We start from the raw sequence: 20,155 nt of genomic DNA on the forward strand, positions 1-20,155 counted from the left end.
ATACGAGGCTTGTGAGCCGTTACGACCGCGTCGCCAGCACCACGCCCGCCAGCGTGAACAGCAGCGCCGCGACCTGGACCGGGCCCAGCGGCTCGCCCAGGGCTGCCGCCGAGGCCACTACGCCGATGACCGGCACCGCCATGGTGCCGATCGCGGCGACCGAGGCCGGCAGCCGCGACAGCGCGGCAAACCAGCTGACATAGGCGATGCAGAACTGGATCACGGTGGAATAGATCAAGAGCCACCAGCCGATCTGGCTGACCTTGCCGAGATCCGTGGTCTCGATCGCGAGGCCGACGATCGCGACCGGAAAGCAGCCGAGCCCGATCTGCCAGGCGGCGGCCGGGATCGGCGGCATGTCGAGCGGCAGTTTCTTGGCCAGCACCGTGCCGAGCGCAAAGCCCATCGAGCCGGCCAGCGCCATCAATATCCCCGGCAGCTTGGCGGCGGATGCCGTTACCCCATTGCCGCCCATGATGGCGGCTAAGCCCGCGAACGCCATCACCAGCGAGACCGTGCGCAATAAAGTCGGCCGCTCGCCCAGCACCGGCCAGGCCAACAGCGATGCCCAGACCGGCATGGTGTAGGCGATCAGCGCGGTTTCGCTGGCCGGCAGCCACAGCAGCGCCAGCCCCATCAGCACCATCCATCCGGTGACGTTGAGCGTTGCGGCCAGCAGCAGCCGCGGCCACAGCGCCCGGTCGACCCGCAGCGTCTGTCCCCGCCCCAGCGCCAGCGCCGCCAGCAGCAAGGCCCCGATCACGCCGGTGACACCGCGCAAGGTCAGCGGCGGCAGTTCCCCGAGCAGGAATTTTGTGACCGGCCAGTTAAAGCCCCAGCCCACCGAGGTGATGGCGAGGAACATGAGGCCGGCGGGTGCGATACGCGCACGCGCGGCTGGTGGCACAGGATCTGTCATGGACGACCGGCAAGGAGCGAAAAGGAATCGGAGAAAAGAGAATCGGCTCAAGAATCAGCCGGGGGAATCGGCGGCGACTTTGGCCCTTATCGGGGCCCGCGACCACCGGCTCGCCGGCATGTCAGGGTGGAGTTCTCCGTAGCCTTACGTGAGTCTCCAAAGCGCAATCCCGGAAGGCCCGGACGACGCGAATAAATACTTGTCCTGTGAACAGCCGGGAGAAGCCTTCGCTCCACAGGCCCTGAACATTTTTTTCCTTGTCGAATCTGTGAGGACTCACTGATACTTGGACCGATCACAGGCGCGAGATCACCCCCTGTTATCCCCCTCTTTCCACCATATTTAGTATTTGATTCAGGAACTCGTACTAGTCCTTGACGGGCGTAACGGACTTGGCCTAGCTTTCTTCCTGTTCGGCGCGAGTGTGTTTTGGGTCCCCGCCGGTCATCCCAAATGGGTTCCGAAACGACCACTCCGCCCGCCGGTTAAGGCTGCGGGAGAGGACTTTTTGCCCTCAAAAAAGGGGGGTAGTTCGGGGCGCGAAAACGGGGCCGCAAGGCCCGAAAAAACGGGCCGGAACAGGCCCAGAGTGACGCGGCAAGTGAAGCGTTGGGGCGTTGATTGCATGACCTGGAAGGCCCGGCGGGCCCTTCTTAGGACGTGCCGCGGAAAGGCCGGCGCAAGCCGGGTCCTGCCGCCAGAGAGACAGACCGGGTTCACCGGTTGAGCTGCGGATCAAGGGATCAGGGTTGCCCGGGCTATTCTTATAGTCCCGATGGCAGCCATGGTTCGGGAGGTCCGCTCAAGGATAACATTCCGGAACCCGCGGTAGAGCGGACCGGTCAGAAGAAGACGGGGCACGACCATGCGAATCGAACGGCGCAACACGACTCAAGGCCAGTCACCCTACGCAGGGATTGATTTCAGATTAACGACATCGGAGATCCGCAATCCCGATGGTTCGATCGTGTTCCGGCTGGAAAACGTCGAGGTGCCCCAATTCTGGTCGCAGGTCGCCTCCGACGTGCTGGCGCAGAAGTATTTTCGTAAAGCCGGCGTCGCCGCACGCCTGAAGAAGGTCGAGGAAGAGACCGTGCCCTCGTGGCTGTGGCGCTCGGTGCCCGACACCGAGGCTCTGGCCCTGCTGCCCGAGAACGAGCGCTTCGTCAGCGAACTCTCGGCAAAGCAGGTGTTCGACCGCCTCGCCGGCTGCTGGACCTATTGGGGCTGGAAGGGCAGCTACTTCTCGAGCGAAGAAGACGCGCAGGCGTTCTTCGACGAGCTGCGCTTCATGCTCGCCAAGCAGATGGTCGCGCCGAATTCCCCGCAGTGGTTCAACACCGGGCTGCACTGGGCCTACGGCGTCGATGGCCCCGGCCAGGGCCACTATTACGTCGACTGGAAGACCGGCAAACTCACGAAGTCGAAATCGGCCTACGAGCATCCGCAGCCGCACGCCTGCTTCATCCAGGGCGTCGATGACGACCTCGTCAACGAGGGCGGCATCATGGACCTCTGGGTCCGCGAAGCCCGCCTGTTCAAATACGGCTCCGGCACCGGCTCCAACTTCTCGCGCCTGCGCGGCGAAGGCGAGCGCCTGTCCGGCGGCGGCCGCTCATCCGGCCTGATGAGCTTCCTCAAGATCGGCGACCGTGCCGCGGGCGCGATCAAGTCCGGCGGCACCACGCGCCGCGCGGCCAAGATGGTCGTGGTCGACGCCGATCACCCTGACATCGAGACCTATATCGACTGGAAGGTGAAGGAGGAGCAGAAGGTTGCGGCGCTGGTCACCGGCTCCAAGATCAACCAGAAGCACCTGAAAGCCGTGCTGAAAGCCTGCGTCAATTGCGAAGGCTCCGGCGACGACTGCTTCGACCCGGAAAAGAACCCTGCCCTGCGCCGCGAGATCAAGCTCGCGCGCCGCGCGCTGGTGTCTGACAACGTCATCAAGCGCGTGATCCAATTTGCAAAACAGGGCTACAAGGACATCGACTTCCCGACCTACGACACCGACTGGGATTCGGAAGCCTACCTCACGGTATCCGGCCAGAACTCCAACAACTCGGTCTCGCTGAAGGACGATTTCCTCCGCGCTGTCGAAACCGACGGCGACTGGAATCTGATCGGCCGCACCAGCAAGAAGATCACCAAGACGCTGAAGGCCCGCGATCTCTGGGAAAAAATCGGTCACGCCGCCTGGGCGTCGGCCGATCCCGGCCTGCACTTCAACACCACCATGAACGACTGGCACACCTGCAAGGCGTCCGGCGACATCCGCGCGTCGAACCCGTGCTCGGAATACATGTTCCTGGACGACACCGCCTGCAATCTGGCGTCCGCGAACCTGATCACGTTCTACTCGACCACGACAAAGCGCTTCGACGTCGAGGCGTATGAGCATTTGTGTCGGCTCTGGACCGTCGTCTTGGAAATCTCCGTGATGATGGCGCAGTTCCCGTCGAAGGCGATCGCCGAACTCTCCTACGAGTTCCGCACGCTGGGCCTCGGCTTTGCCAACATCGGCGGCCTCTTGATGACCATGGGCCTGCCCTATGACTCGAAGGAAGGCCGCGCGCTGTGCGGCGCGCTGACCGCGATCATGACCGGCGTGTCCTATGCGACCTCGGCCGAGATGGCCAAGGAATTGGGCCCCTTCCCCGGCTACAAGAAGAACGCCGCGCACATGCTGCGCGTGATCCGCAACCACCGCCGCGCCGCCCATGGTGAAAGCCGCGGCTACGAGGCCCTCGCGGTCAACCCGGTGCCGCTGGATTACGCCAGCGTGCCGCAGACCGACATCGTCGAGCGCGCCAAGGCCGCCTGGGACCTCGCGCTGCAACTGGGCGAAGCCCATGGCTACCGCAACGCGCAGACCACGGTGGTGGCGCCGACCGGCACCATCGGCCTCGTGATGGATTGCGACACCACAGGCATCGAGCCTGACTTCGCGCTGGTGAAATTCAAGAAGCTCGCCGGCGGCGGCTACTGGAAGATCATCAACCAGGCCGTCCCGGTGGCGCTGCGCACGCTCGGCTACCGCGAAGCTGACATCGCCGAGATCGAGGCCTATGCCGTCGGCCACGGCTCGCTCTCCAATTCGCCCGGCGTCAACGTCTCCACCCTGAAGGCCAAGGGTTTTACGGACGAAGCCCTGGCAAAAGTGGAAGCCGCGCTGCCGACCGCGTTCGATATCAAGTTCGCCTTCAACAAGTGGACCTTTGGTGAGGAATTCCTGCGCGAAACGCTGAAGCTCGCGCCGGAAGTGATCGCCGCCCCCGGCTTCGACCTGCTCGCCGCCGTCGGGTTTACAAAACGCGAGATCGAAGCCGCCAACGTGCACATCTGCGGCGCGATGACGGTGGAAGGCGCACCGCATCTGAAGGCCGAGCACTATCCCGTGTTCGACTGCGCCAACCCCTGCGGCAAGATCGGCAAGCGCTACCTTTCCGTGGAGAGCCACATCCGCATGATGGCGGCCTCGCAGCCCTTCATCTCGGGTGCGATCAGCAAAACCATCAACATGCCGAACGACGCCACCGTCGAGGATTGCAAGTCCGCGTATTTGCTGTCCTGGAAACTGGCGCTGAAGGCCAACGCGCTCTACCGCGACGGTTCAAAACTGTCGCAGCCGCTGAACTCGCAGCTCATCAGCGATGATGACGACGAGGATGATGCGACCGACGCGTACTACGACAAGCCGATGGCCGCCCGCACCGCGCAGGTCTCGGAGAAGATCGTGGAGAAGCTGGTCGAGCGCATCGTCGTGATGCGCGAGCGCGAGAAGATGCCGGATCGCCGCAAGGGCTACACCCAGAAGGCGGTCGTCGGCGGGCACAAGGTTTATCTCCGCACCGGCGAATATGACGACGGCCGGATCGGCGAGATCTTCATCGACATGCACAAGGAAGGCGCGGCGCTGCGCTCCTTCATCAACAACTTCGCGATCGCGGTCTCGCTCGGCCTGCAATATGGCGTGCCGCTGGAAGAATATGTCGACGCCTTCACCTTCACCCGCTTCGAGCCGGCGGGCCCCGTGCAGGGCAACGACTCGATCAAGTACGCGACCTCGATCCTCGACTACGTGTTCCGGGAGCTCGCGGTCAGCTACATGAGCCGCTTCGACCTCGCCCATGTCGATCCCACCGAGTCGAATTTCGACGCGCTCGGCAAGGGCGTCGAGGAAGGCAAGGAGCCGGCCGATCACGGCCACCAGGCGACCAAGTATCTGTCCAAGGGCCTCACCCGCTCGCGCACGGATAATCTGGTCGTGATGCGCGGCGGCTCGACCGCGGTCTCCTCCGGCAACGACCAGGCGCCGACAGGCGGCTCGCGCGTCACCTCGCTCGCCTCCCACGGCGCCACCTCCCGCGCAGCCGACGCCGTCGAAGGCGCCGTCGCCCTGAAGCAGGAAGCCCAGCACGACCTGTCGCCGACAGAAAAGCTGGAAGCCCTGCAATGGAGCAAGGCCGGCGCGGCGCAGGCCGCCCAGCCCACCGTGACCAAAGCCGAACGCCGCGCCGAGGCCAAGGCGCGCGGCTACGAAGGCGAGATGTGCTCGGAGTGCGGCAACTTCACGCTGGTCCGCAACGGGACGTGCATGAAGTGCGATACGTGTGGAAGCACGACGGGGTGCAGCTGAGCTGGCTCTTTCGCGATAACGACAACAGCGATCGCGGCGAACTTCGGCTTCGCCGCGAAATGCCTAGCCGAACGAATCATGAATCAACTTTGAGACGAGAGTCGGATGAGTGTGGTTGTAGAGAGTGCGCCGTGGGATGCCGTGAAGCCTTACCGGGTGCTGAGTCTGGACGGCGGCGGGATGCGCGGCATCTACACTGCAGCCTTTCTTTGACCGTCTAGTCATCCAGTTTGCCCGCACGCGCCGAGAGGAAAGCCTCGACCTCGGCAAGGGCTTCGATCTCATCACTGGGACAAGCACCGGGGCCATCGTTGCCAGCGCGCTCGCCGTCGGCCGTCCCATGAGCGACATCGTCAAGCTCTATAGTGAACACGGTCGCCAGATATTCCCGCATCGTATCAAGGGCACGCCCAGCGCAATTCGGCGCATGTTCGTCGGGGGACGATACGTTCGGAAGGGCGACGCAGTGCTCCGTGAGGCGCTAACCTGCGTGCTCAAGAGTACAACAATGGTCGACGTTTTCGATAAACGCGGCATCTCGCTCTCTATTCCTGCTGTCGCGATGAGCAGTCATCGCTCGTGGGTTTTCAAAAAGACACCGGCGAGCGGCGTACGTGACGACCATTACCCTCTGGTCGACGTGTGCATGGCGTCGAGCGCCGCCCCAATCTTCCGATCCCTGGCGGCGGTGAAAGATCCCAACGGGGACAACGGCGTCATGCAAGTGTTTGCTGATGGCGGTCTATGGGCGAACAATCCCATCATGGTCGGTCTCGTCGACGCGTTAGCCTGCGCTCCAAAAGGCGCACCGATCGAGATCTACTCGCTCGGTACATGCTCGCGTCCGGAAGGCGAGCTCATCGCCCCATCGAAAGTGCATCGCTCAATCCTGGGCTGGAAGATGGGCGCCGAGGCCGCAGGCCTCAGCATCACCGCACAGGAATTCGCGTTCGACAACATGGCTCGCTTTCTCGGCAACAAGTTTACCGAACTGGGACGGCCCGTCCGCAGGTTACGATTTCCGAACAAAGACGTACCTGCGTCGATGATGAAGTTTCTCGCGCTCGATGATGCTCGTCCGAAGGCTTTGAACCGTCTGATCCAACAGGCGAGTAATGACGCGGACCTGGCGAAGAGCGCCTGCGACGATTCAAGCAACCCTGAAGGCCAGATGGTGAAGGCGTTGATGATGAGCCTTCCCGCGATGCCCAAGACCGGCGTGAAGATGGAGGAAGCGAGATGAAGGACTGCAGCGAACAGATTGCGGGCTTCGAGCGCGCGGCGGTGCGCATGTCGAAAGACGACCGCGCCGACATTTTCGGCAAGGCCAAGATCAACCGCAACAGGCTCACGTCAGGACTCGAACGCAACGGCAGCCCCAAGGCTGTCGGTTCGCGCACGCAGGGCTCCTACGCGATGAAGACCATGATCCAGCACGATCGCGGCGACTACGACGTCGACGACGGCGTCTACTTCAAGCGCGACAATCTGAAGAACGATCAAGACGAGGACAAATCCCCCGAGGACGCAAGGAAGATGGTCAGCGACGCGCTTCAGGACAAGCGCTTCGCCGACCAGCCCGAACCCCGCATCAACTGCGTGCGGGTCTACTACAAGCAGGAAGGCTACCACGTCGACGTGCCCGTTTACCGTGAGAACAGCGCGACCGATCCCTTCACTGGCGCGGAGAAGAAGTGGTTCGAGATCGCCGCGGGCGACAAGTGGAAAACATCCGATCCGCTCGCCAACACGAAGTGGTTCAAGGATGCGAACGACAGCAAATCGCCCGACGCGTCTGCCGACGGCAACGACGGCCAGTTCGTACGGATCGTCCGACTGGTGAAGGCTTTCGCCCGCAGCCGCTACGGCTGGTCGGACAAGGTTGCGAGCGGCTTCACGATCTCGAAGCTCGTCTGCGACAGCTTTGTGCAATCCGACGAACGTGACGACCACGCCTTCCGGCAAGCGATGAGGGGTATCAGTCTCTGGTTGAGCTTGAGCGGCATCGTTCGGCATCCGGTGCTGGAAGAGAATCTCGCCGAATCTGGTGATCCCAAGACCACCTTTCTTAAGGAGAAGATCGACGAGAACCTGAAGCATCTCGACGTGCTCGACAAGTTCGACTGCACGCACGACGAAGCAATGAAGGCCTGGGACAACCTGTTCTACACCGACTGGTTCTCCAAACAACCCGACCCCTCCAAGAAATCCAAAGTCGAGAAGGCCAGCGGACCTGCGGTGATCAAGCAGGGAGAAACCCGCTACGCGTCGAAGGAGAGCCGTCACGCGTGAACCTCCCGCTTCAAGTGACGGCTGCGACCGATTTCTCACGCGCGGAACTCGACGCATGGTTCGCCGAGTTCGGCGAGGATTTCCGTGGTCGCCTCCCGGCGGACGGGCTGCGGGCAAACATGTCGGAAGGCTGGCAACTGAGGTGGCGCGGACGGGAGCTGGAGGTCCAGGTCGACGCGGACTTTCCCTTCAGCGCCGCACGCATCTGCCTCGTCGGCTACACGCGGGCGCAGGCGCAGCCGCACGTCGAGAAGGACGGAAAGCTCTGCCTTGGAGCCAAGCCAGTGCCAGGCAACGCGCTCAGCAGCTTGCGGATCGCTCTCGCCGAGGCTTTTCAACTTCTCTCCGAGAATGAGACCCGACAGCATGACGACGATTTTCAGAACGACTTCAGCCTCTACTGGTTGACTTGGGCCAGCAGAGCGAGCTTGAGCGTCAAGGTCCTGCCAAGCTCCAGCGGAGCGCGCAAAACGACTCTTGCCCGCGCAATGTGGACGGAAAGTCAAACTTTCGTCTTCCCAGGGAAGAACGCTGCAAAACAATTCTGGACTAACCTGACAGGCACTGCGCCGGAATCGCTCAGAGCGACGGCGGTCATCTCCATTGATCCCCTTCCGGCCCCTGACCGCTATCCGGATTCTGCGGCGGACCTCTGGGCGCTCGTTCATTCTCGGTCGCAAGGTGGCACGGATCTGTTGGCGCAGCTCGTCGAGACCGATCCCAAAGAGGCGTTCGTCATTCTCGCCGGAACGGCCCCTTCCGGCCGCGAACATTACGCAGCCGTGCGCATCCATCGGCCGCTCGATCCTTCGGGGCAGCCAGTAAGGCGGCGCGTCATGCGCAAGGATATCAAGGACACAGAGGAGCCGACTAAGACCTTGTTCGAGCGCTTTTTGGTCGAGCGCCTCGCCACCAGCAGATTGGATGCTTCGTCGACGCGCCTGCCGGAGGGCACTCAACAGCAGATGTTAGCGGCCAAGGTGGTCATCGCGGGATGCGGCGCGCTCGGCTCGGGCGTGGTGCGCCTGCTCGCGCAGGCTGGCGTCGAGCACATTCACCTCGTCGATCCTGAGTACCTCGGGTGGGAGAACATTCGGCGTCACGAATTGGGGGCTCGCCTTGTAGGCAACGGAAAGGCTCAGGCGCTGGCCATCACCATCCGTGCCAATCTGCCCTTGATCGGCTTCGTCGAGGGATATCAGATGACGTTTGCGACCTTCGCGCGTCAACATCCCGAGATACTTGATCAGGCAGACCTAATCGTCAGTTGCACCGGCAACTGGGCGGCTGACGCATCGGTCGAACACGCCTTGAGGCAGGCCCACCGAAAGGCATCGGTCGTGTACGGTTGGATGGAGGCGCACGCGCTAGCCGCTCACGCCGTCCTCATCGGAAATTCCGGTCCGAAGTTGTCGGACGGCTTTGACGAGCACGGAGAATTTCGATTGCCGGCTGTTGCAGGCGGGAGGCCGCCGCCACCCGAATGCGGCGGAGCATCCACCCCGTTCGGCGCGATAGAACTCTCCAACGCCCAAGCTCTGGTAGCTAGGTTGGCGGTGGACGCCTTGCGTGGCATCGAACGAACGCCGGCTTGGCGTTCGTTGCTCTCGGATTCCGTGGCATTTCGGGAGGCGGATGCGGCGGTTGCCCGCGGCTGGGTGGCAAGACGAGGACAACCGGGTGAGATGGGTGGATTTTTCAGCGGCGATTGGACATTCCGATGAGCGAGCCGGGCCTTGCGCTCTCCGTCGGACCAATCTCGGTCCGCATCCGATCGCAAGCGCTCGCGACTTTCGATGCGCATCGGCAACGACGATTCTTTCATCGGGAGGCCGGCGGTCAACTTTTCGCTCGAGTTCGAGGAAACGACTGGGAGATCACCACGGCGACCGGACCTCGCGTAAGAGATCGACGAGGCCGGTTTTCATTCTGGCCGCATCGCGCTTCCGAGCAGACCGAAATATTCGAGCACCATGCCCTAGGACTGGATTACGTTGGCGACTGGCACACCCATCCGGAACATACGCCAAAGCCCTCTCCAGACGACTTGACCAGTATCGCCGAGGTGGTTCGGCGATCCACCCATCATCTTCCAGGATTCATGCTCTTAATCGTGGGCCGGGCCCCTTTTCCGGAAGGACTATGGGCATCCTTTCACTCCACCGATGGTACGTGGGCCACGATCGGCTAGGAGTTTCGAGCCGAGAGCATAACCCGCCGCTTCGGATTCTCTAAGGCGGTGGATTACGCTTCGCTAGTCCGCGCTACACCGGAACGGTGCAGTCATGGCTGGTGCGCCCACTGGGAGTGCGGACGGTCGTGCATGTGGCCGGCCCGTTTCCTGTGTCGAACGTGCTGATGCTGATCCTGAATCCGAAAAGGTTGAAGCGTACGGTCGTATCCTTGCCGCCCGAAACAGCATCAAGATCGTTATCCGTCAGCATGGAAGCGTGATTGCTCATTGAAGGTCCTCCTGATCGATTTCTGCGGCGAGACCATTCCCGCCAGCCGTGGATCAGGGAATACGCGAAGGCTCGGTTGGCTGCTGTGATGAACGTCACGCGACGAAAAAGCCCCGCCAGTCAGGGCGGGGCCAAGCTCGCAAGGATTTTCAGCTCGTAGGGCGTGGTTTAGGGCGAGTCCCAATCACCACATGGTCATCGCAAACGATGCGGGTGGTTCCGCCGCCCGTCACGATAGCGAGTTCATCGTTCGAGAGCCCACCGGCTGCCAGGTGCAGCTTGCGAACTTCGATCAGGTCGTCCTTACGCAGGTTTTTGGTCGTGCTCATAGTCGCTCCTTTCATGAGACCCGTTCCGGCGGCCTCGGTTTGAAGTGGAACGCTTGTTGGACGACACCTTCAAGAGATCGGTTCGATGGCGACGGATTGCGCTTCGCTGATCCGCCCTGCCGCGCTCGTATCGGTCGAGATGTGACAGCCGTCACTGCGGTTCGACAAAGCATCAGATGTGCTGCCGGCAGTCACGGGATAGTCCCGCGACGATCACCGGAGGAGCGATATCGTGAACACTGATATCAATAGAAGCGGAGACATCCGGCCGCTGTCTGTAGGCGAACTCGATGCGGTCGCTGGCGGCTGGTACAATAACGGCTGGATCACGTGCAATGACGGCAAGCAGATGTGGGTAGGAAATTTTCACCTTCCTGGCGGCGGGATTATCATCACCTCGCGGAAGGAAGGTGAAAAGGGCGTCACAACAACCGTTGTCGGTCCCACTTGAACCGCACCCGCGACGCGGCCCTCGTGCGTCAACGCGAGGGCCGTTTGCTTTCGCAGGCATGAAAGCGAGCGCGGAAAGCTTCAGATCAAAGGCTATAGCTCGCCACAAAGACCTCTTTCATCGTCACTACGAGGAAGTCCTTCTGCCCTTCGCCGGCTTTGCGTCCTCCGGTGACGTTATCCAGTGCTTCGTCGGAGATTTTGTCGCTCGCTTGAACCTGCTCGGTCTTCATTGTCCCGCTCCGTGTTGTGTGGCGCTGTGCGCCGTTGAACTGGAGCGAGTATGCCGGGCGGCGATCAGGCTTACCGTGACGTGCGTCACAAAGGAAAAGCCCCGCCGGTTAGGGCGGGGCTAAAGCAGCGCTCTTGGCGCGACGCTCTTATTTTCCGCCCTTGGGCTTTATGCTGAGACCCTTCAGCGTGCCCTCTGCACCCTCGGTGATCTTGTCGAGGCCCATCCGAATCCCCGTTCCAACAGCAAACGAGCCTACAATGACGGCGATATACACAAAGCCGCCAGACACCGCGTCGAGTTCGTTGTCAGTAAGAGCGGGCATCGTGTTCAAATGTGAAGAGTGGGTCTGCATGACGAGCCTCCAGGTTGGGGTCGGGATCATCCAGACCGTGCTCTTAACTAGAGCGAGCCCGGGACGGGCGCTGTGAGCAACATCACACTGTGACCCGCCTGCGCACCATCGGCACGAGAGCGCAGCTCGTGACTAGACCGAAAACTCGTCGGTGTTGCGCCTGGGTGACAGCCCTTCTTCCCCACCTTCGATAGCCTGCTATCATCACAGTGCGTGAGGTGTGCCATGGCCGAGCGTGTTATTTCCGAATTGTCGAACTATTCGTATGAGGCAATTCTGGCAGTCTGTGGCGTGGGTTCGTTGGTGTCGCTCCTTGTCGCAGCCACGGCCTGAAGAGGCCAGCAACTGAAGCTGCCTAACGCTCGCGGCGAAGCTTCGCTCATTCGTGCATCAGCCCCACACTGGCGAGGCCCTTAGGGCGCATTGAAGCCGACCTATCCGCCGTAGCTCAGAGAGCGATCAAGCTAAGGCGGCGGATTACGCTTCGCTCCAATCCGGTCCACGCGTTACCTGAATCGCGTTCGCCGCCGCGCGATCATTGCCATGATCAGGTGGCCCGACGCGCGACGCTGCGTCCCACCACACGCCGGGCCAGTCAAACCATAGCGGGGTTGAGGGGCGCCGGTTTGACCGAATCGTTGATATCCGAACTTCGTGGCGGAAACCGGCCGGCGCCGGGCTGTTCGCGTGATGGCTGACGGCTGGCGACGCGAACTCGATGAACCGGATACGCCAGCGAGCGTAGCCCCGCCCCTACTTCTTGTTCTCCTCGCAAAATTTCAGGGCGGCCAGCGCCTCGCCCATCCGGGGGATCTTGATTTCGACGCTGTTGTCCTCGTCGTCCTCGAAATCGATCGTCAGCAGTTTTGCCTTGCCGAGCGCGTCCAGGATCGATTGCTGGAATTCGAAGGTGCCGCGGACGGCGGTCTTGTCGACGACCTCCCACTTCGCCTTCTTCATGATGTCCTTGTCGTCGGTGCCGACATCGGCCCGCAGGATCTTGCCGACCTTCTCCCACTACCACCCCTCGTAGATCACCGCGACCACGATCGCGTCCTTGGAGTAGCTCAGCACGATCACGTACTGGCTGTCGTCGTCATCCTTGTCCTTGTATTCGCGGGCGGCATTGCAATGATCGTCTCCGCTGCGCTTCTCGACCTCCCAGTCGCCAACCTTGGTTTGCGCCAGTGCCGGCGCCGCCCAAAAGCCGGCGAGCAGCAACACCGCCAAAAGAATTCGTGTCATATCAGCCTCCGCGTTCCCGGGCCGAAATGACCACCTCCGGCAAGGAGTCGCAAGTCTCACAGCGCGCACGATTCGAGGCGGCTTGTCCGCCGCCGTTCATGAAAAGACGCAAGCTCCAACGCTTGAGACATCGACCGCAGAGAACCACGCGGCAGCACCGGCTTTGTTCTCCATCCGACTCCAGTCTGTTCGCAAAGAACGAATCGGAATCGTGCAAATCGGCGCGGATCAATTCCTAACAACACGTTGCTTCGCCGTTGTGTGCCCACATCACGACGAAAAAGCTCGCAGGGCGGATTTGGAGCGCAGCGCAATCCGCCGCCTTGCTTCAAAGCGGCGGATCACGCTTCCGCCTTCGCTCGTTGAGCTACGGCGGACAGGTCGCCGATCCGCCCTGCTCGCTCTCATACGCCGACGATATTCGTCCTGTTGACGAGGCCGCTCCAACCTCGACAACACAACCCTAGGCGACCATGGTCCGGCCGCCGCCGAAGTTGATGTTCGCCCATGGCGAATAAAACTGTTTGACCCAATTCAGGTACTGGATCTCCCCTTCGATCGCGCGCCGTCCGCCGCTCACCTGATCGAGTTCGACGACCGTCAATTCGACCGCGTCCTGCAGGCTGCCGAGTTCATCCTTCCGCGTCTTCATGTTCTGCTCCGTTGGATATGAAAGAAGGATCATCCTTCGATCCATCCGGTCAGGGTGAGACCACGGCGGATCAATTTCCGTGATTTGAATCACGTGCACAGCCCAACCGCGATGCTTCGAATTTCGCTTCGAGATGAATCCACGAACTGTGCGGAGCATCACACCGGGAAGCGCAGGTTCAAGGCAGATTGCGGCCAGCAGAGACGATCTCGAACATGGGCTTGCCACGACCAATGTCAGAACCTTGCAAGAAATCGATTACCGTGCGCGTTGCGAAGGTTCTCCTTGGCAACGATGAGCCCGCGTTCATTGCCGCCGCGGCCGGCGCATCGATTGCCTGGGGCATCCTTATGGCTTGCCAGGTCAGCTATCTCGGCCCCCGTCCGGCCCCGTCGCTTTGGCAGACGATCGGGAGCGGGATCGCGGTCGGCATGTTTCTGATGCCGTTCTTTTTCATGGGGATTTCCCGGGTACTCGGGTTCATGTCGCATTGGGCGGCTCTCGTCCTGATGAGCGCCGCATTCTATTTTCCCCTTGTTCTAACGCACATGCGAGCACTCCAGCTCCCCTCCTTCGCTTTCATGGCCGTAAGCGTCGCCTAGTTGCGGCCATCCTCGTGGCCAGACGAATTGTGAAATGGCATCGCCGCGCTTCCGCGCAATAACTGCCGCCGCTCCTTCCGTTGTGACGGCGGTCACACAGCAACACCACTCTACGATCTGGTAAATCACCCACTCCGTGATAGCATCCCTCCACAGTCGAAGCGGATGGTCGCTTCGTCTCGGCAGAGGAGAAGCGCAGATGAAAAAGTCTGATACGAACTCCCAGAAGTCCGCCGACAAGAAGGTCGAAGCGCCGGTTCAGCTCAAGCCGGAGCAACTCGAAGCCGTCGCAGGCGGCATGATCAGGCGCATCGATCCCAAGGGCACCGGCACGACCACGACAGGCGCCGTTGGACCGAAGACGACCACCACCAAGCTGACAAGTTAGTTGATTCCATATGCGGGATGGCGATTGGCGCGTGATGCGCCGGACGCCGTCTCGAAGGCTTTTCAGATAAGCATTTGCGAGACTGAGCGTTCAAGGCAGAGCCGCGGATTGCGCGTCCCGCTGCACACCCAGCTGCGGTGAGGCGATCGATCGGCGTCGGCCGCGAACCGGAGGGTCGTTTGATGTCCCGAGGATCCAGCCAAGAGATCGACTGCCCGAGTGCCCAGGCAACCGCTGATGGCGCGCGCGTCTTTGGCGTCGTGACAGGCACGCCTGAAGATCACAGGGTCGGCTATCTCACCGAGACCTTGCCGGTTTCCGAAAACCTGCTGGCGCTGGCAGGGTCAGCCAAGCCCACGCAACTTTTCAGAATTGCGGCGCCGTGCGCCGGCGCCAGCGGCGGCTGCAAGCACTTCAAGGGCAACGCGTGCAGCCTGGCCGAACGCATCGTCGCGGGCACCCCGGTCGTGGTCAACGCGCTTCCTGCGTGCCAGATCAGATCCACCTGCCGCTGGTTTCGTCAGGAAGGCAAAGCGGCCTGCTTCCGCTGTCCGCAGGTCATGACGGATAAATCCAATGCTTCCGACTACGAGCGGCAGATCGCCGACGCCGACTGATGCGCTCTGAGGCGAAGGCGTAGACCGCTGCGCTCGCTGCGTCGCTTCGCGCGCAAATCAAATTTCGTGCACCACCGTGGGCGATGGTGCGGGCCGTTGCCCGGTCGCGCCTGGACTGCCGCTGTCGCCGGTCGCGAGGGCTGGGATGTGATCGCCGTCACATCGCGACGAGAACGGTACCGCTAAAGGTGGCCGCACCGGCAATCCCGCTGGCTTAAGGGGAATTATGATGACCAATGATAACGCGAGCGAAGTTCTGAATGTGCGCGAGCTTGATGCGGTGTCTGGCGGTTTTATGCGGCTCCCCCTAATTGCGGTCAAAGTGCTGGAAATCAAAGGCGGAGGAACGGACGGTGGTGGGGGTGGTCAGAACGATGCGGCCCAAATGTTTCAGCAGATTATGCAGCAACTGACCCAACAGGGGTAAGCGCACCGGGTGCAGGCCGACGCGGCGTGATGACCGTCGGCGCGGGACCGTCGAAGGATGGCGACCTGCGCAGTCGGCGGCAAGGTACTGACGGCCGAAAATCCGATGCGGGTACCGCGCGACCGCGACGTTTCAGGATATTAGCCATCGCGCATTCCCGGCTTTAATTTTTGTGTACGATCAGCACACCAAGTCGGTGAGCGGTGTCGCGTGTCGCATGGGGCTAGCGGTAACCTACTCGGGGATGCTGTGCCGCTTTTGGCGGAGTTCAGCAAACGTTTGGCGTGCGCTGACAAGTACCGCTGTGTCCGGAATGATACCCGACACGCATGCCAAAACAGTCAAGACCGCTTTGCCCCCAGTGCCACATGCACATGGTCCGCATCACTCCAGCCCAATGCGAGAGGCAGACCTACGAGTGCCTGCGGTGCGGGCACAAGGAAACGCGCAAGTCCCAACACAACAGAAGCGCCCTGCTGGCCTGGCCCCAGCGCAGTATGCATCAGCCAAGGCGGCGGAATACGCCGAAGCCTTTTATCGGCGGAGCAACAAGCGGCTTTGTTCTCCATCCGACTCCAGTTTGTTCGCAAAGAACGAATCGGAATCGCGCAAATCAGCACTGATCAATTCCTAACGACACGTTGCTTCGCCGTCGCGCGCCCTCATCACGACAAAAAGCCCGCGACGACATCGCGGGCTTTTATCAAACGCGACAAGCTGCTCGTGCGTCGGCGCCGGTTGAAGCGCCGATCAAGCATCTGTCCTTACTGAATGGCGCGGCCGACGGTTTCGCTGCGGCCTTGGGCGGTCGTGATCTTGCTCCGCGGTGTCAGGACGCTGAGCTGAACCGGCGTGGCCGACGTGGTGGCCGGCGATGCTTGCTGGACGTTTTCTGCGCCCATCACCTGAAGCTGCACGGCCGAGACCGGCAAGCCTGCCTTTTCGTAGGACGGCAACTCGGCTGCGACAGCGCCACCGGCGGCCGTGATCGCGAACATCGCGGCGGCAGCGACGGACAGGGAAATCTTCTTCACGGCAATTCTCCTTCGATGGCTTGGAACACGGATCTAGGTGTCAATTGTTGCGTCGCAATAGTTCAATGCTGCAACGCACAATAATGTGATGCGGTAATGTGATGATGGTGATCATGGAATGCGGAACCACGCGTTGGTCGCACGAGACGCCGTGAAGGTTCGCGAAAATTTCGCGGGCGGGCTACGCTGGCCGGCGACGAATGCGGCGCGCTCGCAAACGGTCAGAGTTCCTTCCGTAGTTCTCCGGCCGTGAACATAGTTCCGCCTCCTCGGCTGCGTTAAAACCCAGATGTGCGGATCGCTTTCAGGCGGGTGCCATTGCATGTGAGACGGAGCACCAAATGGATTCCACAATGAGCAACAGGCTTGCCGAAGGGCAGATCGCGAGCCTGGAGGAGCAGCTTTCGAACCTGGCGCGCGAGGCGGGATTTAGTTCTTCGCCGCCCAGCGCGAAGACGCCTGCCCCTCTGCCGCCGACGAGCCACCGATTGGCAGATTGGCGCCATCTGGCTGTCGCCGGTTGCCTGTTGGCAGCAGCCATTGGTCTCGTCGCCTGGTGGTGGCCATCCTCCCCTGATACGGCAGCGACGGCGCCCTCAGCTCCGATGGTTCTGGCACAGACCGCACCGCAAGCCGCTGCGCCGAAAGACGCCGCACCTGTCGCTGTTGCCGCGTCTGCCGGGCTGGAGCAGCAGCTGCAACCGATGACGCGAGATCTCGCTGCCTTGAGGCAATCCCTCGAACAGTACAAGGTGGCGCAAGAGCAACTGGTCCGCGACAATGAAAATCTCAGAAGCCAATTGGCGGCGGGCCGGGAAGAAATCGCGCGCAACAACGGCGTCATCGACCAGCTCAGGGCCGCACAGATCCAGATGGCGCGCGAAAGCCAGACGCTGACCGAACGCGTCAACGCAAGCCAGCAACAACTCGCCCGCATCATCGCCAGCGCTTCGGAGTTAAACGCACTGCCCGAAGAGCCAAAGGCGATATCCGAAGTGCCGAAGGCGATGTCTGAAGAACCAAAGATGATCCCTGAAGAGCCAAAGGTGATGCCCGGAACACCACTGCCGCGTCCGCGGCAGGCCAATGTCGCTCAGACGCAAAAGCCGGCGCCAGCCCCGGCGCGGCCGCAAGCCAAAAAACCGCCACCGTCAGTGTCATGGCCGTGGTCGCCTCGCAGCCCGTAGAGCCGTAGCTGAGCCGCGCCTTGCGCGGATTCGTTGCGTCAATCTCCCACCGAGTAGCGCGCTTGCGGCGTTTGGATTCGCGCGCCCGTAGTACTACCGGGCAAGCCTTTGGCTGCGTACGGCGCATGCAGAATCATGGCATGAAGCCTGCATGGAGTTAGTTGACCGGGAATTTCCTATCAACGAAGGACACCATGCTCGTTACTCTTGTCGCCGTTCTCTGCAACGGCCAGCTATGCCTCGAGAAAGTCGTCACCAATAGTGACCAGTCGGGGATCACCATGACCGCCTGTATGGTCAATGCGCAAATCGGCATTGCCGAATGGCTCGCGAAGGGTCCGTATCACCAATGGAAACTACAGCGATACAAATGCATCGCGGGCAAATACGTGCCCAAAGACGAAGCATGAATGCGCCGCCTCTCGGATGAGAGGCGCGCCCTCACCTGCCAACCGGTCAGAGGCGCGGGCTGAGGCCCCGCCCTTTGAACCAAACGAACGCAGCCTGCGACCAATATTGATTAGCGCCGTACACGCCCCGGTTCCCGGTTTCGTCGATCGCGTCATTCGGGTTCCCAGTAAAAAGTCGCACTGCCCGGAATGTCGGATATCGAACAGACGGCCACGCCCGGAACGATTTAAAATTCCCGCTACCTGAGTCGCGCAATTAATTAATATAACCAGTTGGTATCACTGCATTTTAGCCGGAAAGACCTTTTCACTATTGAATAGCTTGAGGGATGGATCAGGAAACCACCAGATTGGTTGCCGGCACTCGTTTTAAGATGAGTGAGCTGGGAGCCGCTCGATGCCCGGAACTGGCCGGGCAAACTGGGATCGTCGTCGAGGTGAGCCATAGCAACACGGGCGTTACCGTGTTGTTCGATGGCGCCAGCAGACCAACCGCCCTGCACAGGGATTTTATCACCCCGATCTCGAACAACGGGTCGTGGGGCGGTTCGCGAACTGGAAACACCAGTCCGCCCCCGAAGTGAAGTTCACGCCCGCCGGCGTCCGACCGGTTTGCGTGAAGAAGTCCGCATTCCGAAGCGCGAACGGCGCTCTTTCGGAGTACCCCGAATTTGCCGAAGAGCGCGCCAACTCGAACAGTGCATGTTCAGCCGAAGCCCGCTGCGGGCGGCAGGCAGCAGGCGTGGTCGTCACCGGAGCGACGACTCCCGGTTTCAGCCAATCGTGCGCTCGAGCAGATTGAGCCAATTGGTCGAGCCCAGCTTCTTCAACAGCGGTTCGGAGTATCCACTTTGGCGGAGAGCCCCGATGAGCACGGGCAGCCCGGCCGCCGAGCCGATTTTCGCCGGCACGGTTGCGCCGTCGAAATCCGATCCAAATCCGACATGGTCCTCGCCGAGCTTGTCGATGAGGTAGTCGAGCTGACGCACCATCAGTTCGACATCCGTATCCGCGGCCATGCTGCCGTCAGGGCGAAGAAAGCAGGTCGCGAAGTTGAGACCGACCATGCCTGCGGAATCGCGGATCGCTGCCAGTTGCCGGTCGGTCAGGTTTCTCGGCGAAGGGCACAACGCATGCGCGTTGGAATGCGTCGCGACCAGCGGCGCCTTGGAGAGGCGCGCGACATCCCAAAAGCCCTTTTCGGTGATATGCGAGAGGTCGACGAGGATCTTCATTTCGTTGCAGGCGCTGACGAGCTTTTCACCTGATACGGTCAGCCCGTCGCCGGTATCCGGTCCGCCGGGAAACTGGAACGGGACGCCATGACCAAAAATGTTGTTCCGGCTCCAGACCGGTCCCAGCGAGCGCAGGCCCGCCGCGTACAGCACCTCCAGAAAATGCAGATCACCGTCGATGGCTTCGGCGCCTTCCAGATGAAGCACCACCGCCAGCGCTCCGCGCGCGATCGCCGAACGGATCTCCGCGGTCGTCTTGCAAAGCGCCACGGCGCCCTGCGATCCCCTGACAACCCGCATCAGGACCGCCAGCTCACCGGCGACGGATTTCCGTGCCTTTTCGATCGGAAGCGGATCAGGAAGCGGCACGGCATAACGGCCGCCCGTCATCTGCTTGCTGAGCGACGCAAAATTGCCTGGCGATGGCGAGTACATCGCGAACAGACCGCCGACGAAAGCTCCGGCCCTGGCCTTTTTCAGGTCGATATGGCCGGCGTCTTCGCCATCAAGGAAATCGGACACCACATTGCTGGAAGCCGACTTGTAAAGACGCAGCAGAACATCGTTGTGGCCGTCGAAGATGGAAATGTTGGTGGTCATTGCTTACAGGTGCCCGTGACAGATATCGCGAGTTGCGAGATCGCCTGCAATTTTCCGCAGAACCTGTCCCTGTGCAACCT

Annotated in this window: 22 protein-coding genes; 12 read left to right on the plus strand and 10 right to left on the minus strand. The window is 61.4% G+C overall.

All coding sequences use genetic code 11. The features are described 5' to 3' along the window. Nucleotides 1-19 precede the first annotated feature (19 nt). Nucleotides 20-919 carry a DMT family transporter gene (locus ABIE49_RS01790; protein ID WP_192739789.1) on the minus strand — a complete coding sequence of 300 codons (900 nt, stop codon included), beginning with the start codon at nt 917-919 and terminating at the stop codon, nt 20-22. Between the two features lie 865 nt (nt 920-1,784). Here ABIE49_RS01790 and ABIE49_RS01795 point away from each other — a divergent pair. From ABIE49_RS01795 to ABIE49_RS01815, 5 genes are all read left to right on the plus strand, one after another. Next, nucleotides 1,785-5,558 (plus strand): vitamin B12-dependent ribonucleotide reductase, encoded by a 3,774-nt coding sequence (locus ABIE49_RS01795; RefSeq protein WP_192739788.1) that lies wholly within the window; start codon nt 1,785-1,787, stop codon nt 5,556-5,558. A gap of 307 nt (nt 5,559-5,865) precedes the next feature. After that, nucleotides 5,866-6,801: a patatin-like phospholipase family protein gene (locus tag ABIE49_RS01800; protein WP_354067377.1), complete on the plus strand. Its 936-nt coding sequence runs from the start codon at nt 5,866-5,868 to the stop codon at nt 6,799-6,801. After that, nucleotides 6,798-7,850 carry a cyclic GMP-AMP synthase DncV-like nucleotidyltransferase gene (locus ABIE49_RS01805; RefSeq protein WP_192739787.1) on the plus strand — a complete coding sequence of 351 codons (1,053 nt, stop codon included), beginning with the start codon at nt 6,798-6,800 and terminating at the stop codon, nt 7,848-7,850. Before ABIE49_RS01800 ends, ABIE49_RS01805 begins: the two co-directional genes overlap by 4 nt. Then, the gene (locus ABIE49_RS01810; RefSeq protein WP_192739786.1) at nt 7,847-9,574 is read left to right on the plus strand and encodes a ThiF family adenylyltransferase; all 1,728 of its coding nucleotides are present in this window, start codon (nt 7,847-7,849) and stop codon (nt 9,572-9,574) included. Before ABIE49_RS01805 ends, ABIE49_RS01810 begins: the two co-directional genes overlap by 4 nt. Further along, the gene (locus tag ABIE49_RS01815; RefSeq protein ID WP_192739785.1) at nt 9,571-10,041 is read left to right on the plus strand and encodes a Mov34/MPN/PAD-1 family protein; all 471 of its coding nucleotides are present in this window, start codon (nt 9,571-9,573) and stop codon (nt 10,039-10,041) included. The genes ABIE49_RS01810 and ABIE49_RS01815 overlap by 4 nt, the downstream gene beginning before the upstream one ends. A gap of 73 nt (nt 10,042-10,114) precedes the next feature. Here ABIE49_RS01815 and ABIE49_RS01820 read toward each other — a convergent pair whose 3' ends face one another. Both ABIE49_RS01820 and ABIE49_RS01825 read right to left on the minus strand, forming a co-directional pair. Next, complete coding sequence (locus ABIE49_RS01820) at nt 10,115-10,312, minus strand: hypothetical protein (RefSeq protein WP_192739784.1); 198 nt, start codon at nt 10,310-10,312, stop codon at nt 10,115-10,117. A gap of 149 nt (nt 10,313-10,461) precedes the next feature. After that, the gene (locus tag ABIE49_RS01825; protein ID WP_192739783.1) at nt 10,462-10,641 is read right to left on the minus strand and encodes a hypothetical protein; all 180 of its coding nucleotides are present in this window, start codon (nt 10,639-10,641) and stop codon (nt 10,462-10,464) included. Nucleotides 10,642-10,873: 232 nt separating this feature from the next. On the opposite strand from ABIE49_RS01825, the gene ABIE49_RS01830 reads away from it, so the two are divergent. Further along, nucleotides 10,874-11,092 (plus strand): hypothetical protein, encoded by a 219-nt coding sequence (locus ABIE49_RS01830; RefSeq protein ID WP_192739782.1) that lies wholly within the window; start codon nt 10,874-10,876, stop codon nt 11,090-11,092. Between the two features lie 85 nt (nt 11,093-11,177). On the opposite strand, the gene ABIE49_RS01835 is transcribed toward ABIE49_RS01830, so the two are convergent. From ABIE49_RS01835 to ABIE49_RS01855, 5 genes are all read right to left on the minus strand, one after another. Then, a complete protein-coding gene (locus tag ABIE49_RS01835) occupies nt 11,178-11,324 on the minus strand; it encodes a hypothetical protein (RefSeq protein WP_192739781.1) in 147 nt (48 codons plus the stop codon). A gap of 147 nt (nt 11,325-11,471) precedes the next feature. Further along, nucleotides 11,472-11,678 (minus strand): hypothetical protein, encoded by a 207-nt coding sequence (locus tag ABIE49_RS01840; protein WP_192739780.1) that lies wholly within the window; start codon nt 11,676-11,678, stop codon nt 11,472-11,474. Between the two features lie 753 nt (nt 11,679-12,431). Then, the gene (locus tag ABIE49_RS01845; RefSeq protein ID WP_354066542.1) at nt 12,432-12,638 is read right to left on the minus strand and encodes a hypothetical protein; all 207 of its coding nucleotides are present in this window, start codon (nt 12,636-12,638) and stop codon (nt 12,432-12,434) included. Nucleotides 12,639-12,695: 57 nt separating this feature from the next. Beyond that, on the minus strand, nt 12,696-12,923 hold the full coding sequence (locus ABIE49_RS01850) for a hypothetical protein (protein ID WP_354066543.1): 228 nt from the start codon (nt 12,921-12,923) through the stop codon (nt 12,696-12,698). 463 nt (nt 12,924-13,386) lie between these two features. Then, a complete protein-coding gene (locus ABIE49_RS01855) occupies nt 13,387-13,575 on the minus strand; it encodes a hypothetical protein (protein ID WP_192739779.1) in 189 nt (62 codons plus the stop codon). A 263-nt stretch (nt 13,576-13,838) separates the two neighbouring features. Between ABIE49_RS01855 and ABIE49_RS01860 the strand changes: the two genes are divergently transcribed. The 4 genes from ABIE49_RS01860 (at nt 13,839) to ABIE49_RS01875 (ending at nt 15,609) form a co-directional block, all read left to right on the plus strand. Further along, nucleotides 13,839-14,177 (plus strand): hypothetical protein, encoded by a 339-nt coding sequence (locus ABIE49_RS01860; protein WP_192739778.1) that lies wholly within the window; start codon nt 13,839-13,841, stop codon nt 14,175-14,177. A 199-nt stretch (nt 14,178-14,376) separates the two neighbouring features. Continuing rightward, complete coding sequence (locus ABIE49_RS01865) at nt 14,377-14,565, plus strand: hypothetical protein (protein ID WP_192739777.1); 189 nt, start codon at nt 14,377-14,379, stop codon at nt 14,563-14,565. 182 nt (nt 14,566-14,747) lie between these two features. Further along, a complete protein-coding gene (locus tag ABIE49_RS01870) occupies nt 14,748-15,182 on the plus strand; it encodes a hypothetical protein (RefSeq protein WP_192739776.1) in 435 nt (144 codons plus the stop codon). 229 nt (nt 15,183-15,411) lie between these two features. Then, the gene (locus tag ABIE49_RS01875; RefSeq protein WP_192739775.1) at nt 15,412-15,609 is read left to right on the plus strand and encodes a hypothetical protein; all 198 of its coding nucleotides are present in this window, start codon (nt 15,412-15,414) and stop codon (nt 15,607-15,609) included. A 764-nt stretch (nt 15,610-16,373) separates the two neighbouring features. Here ABIE49_RS01875 and ABIE49_RS01880 read toward each other — a convergent pair. Then, entirely contained in the window at nt 16,374-16,643 is a 270-nt protein-coding gene (locus ABIE49_RS01880; RefSeq protein WP_192739774.1) for a hypothetical protein, read from the minus strand. A 353-nt stretch (nt 16,644-16,996) separates the two neighbouring features. On the opposite strand from ABIE49_RS01880, the gene ABIE49_RS01885 reads away from it, so the two are divergent. Both ABIE49_RS01885 and ABIE49_RS01890 read left to right on the plus strand, forming a co-directional pair. Further along, complete coding sequence (locus ABIE49_RS01885) at nt 16,997-17,830, plus strand: hypothetical protein (RefSeq protein ID WP_354066544.1); 834 nt, start codon at nt 16,997-16,999, stop codon at nt 17,828-17,830. Between the two features lie 194 nt (nt 17,831-18,024). Continuing rightward, nucleotides 18,025-18,240, plus strand: a complete 216-nt coding sequence (locus ABIE49_RS01890; protein ID WP_192739772.1) for a hypothetical protein — start codon at nt 18,025-18,027, stop codon at nt 18,238-18,240. A gap of 773 nt (nt 18,241-19,013) precedes the next feature. Here the strand turns inward: ABIE49_RS01890 and ABIE49_RS01895 are convergent. Beyond that, on the minus strand, nt 19,014-20,075 hold the full coding sequence (locus ABIE49_RS01895) for a dipeptidase (RefSeq protein ID WP_192739771.1): 1,062 nt from the start codon (nt 20,073-20,075) through the stop codon (nt 19,014-19,016). Between the last annotated feature and the right edge of the window lie 80 nt (nt 20,076-20,155).

This window comes from Bradyrhizobium sp. OAE829 (assembly GCF_040546575.1).
Lineage (GTDB): Bacteria > Pseudomonadota > Alphaproteobacteria > Rhizobiales > Xanthobacteraceae > Bradyrhizobium.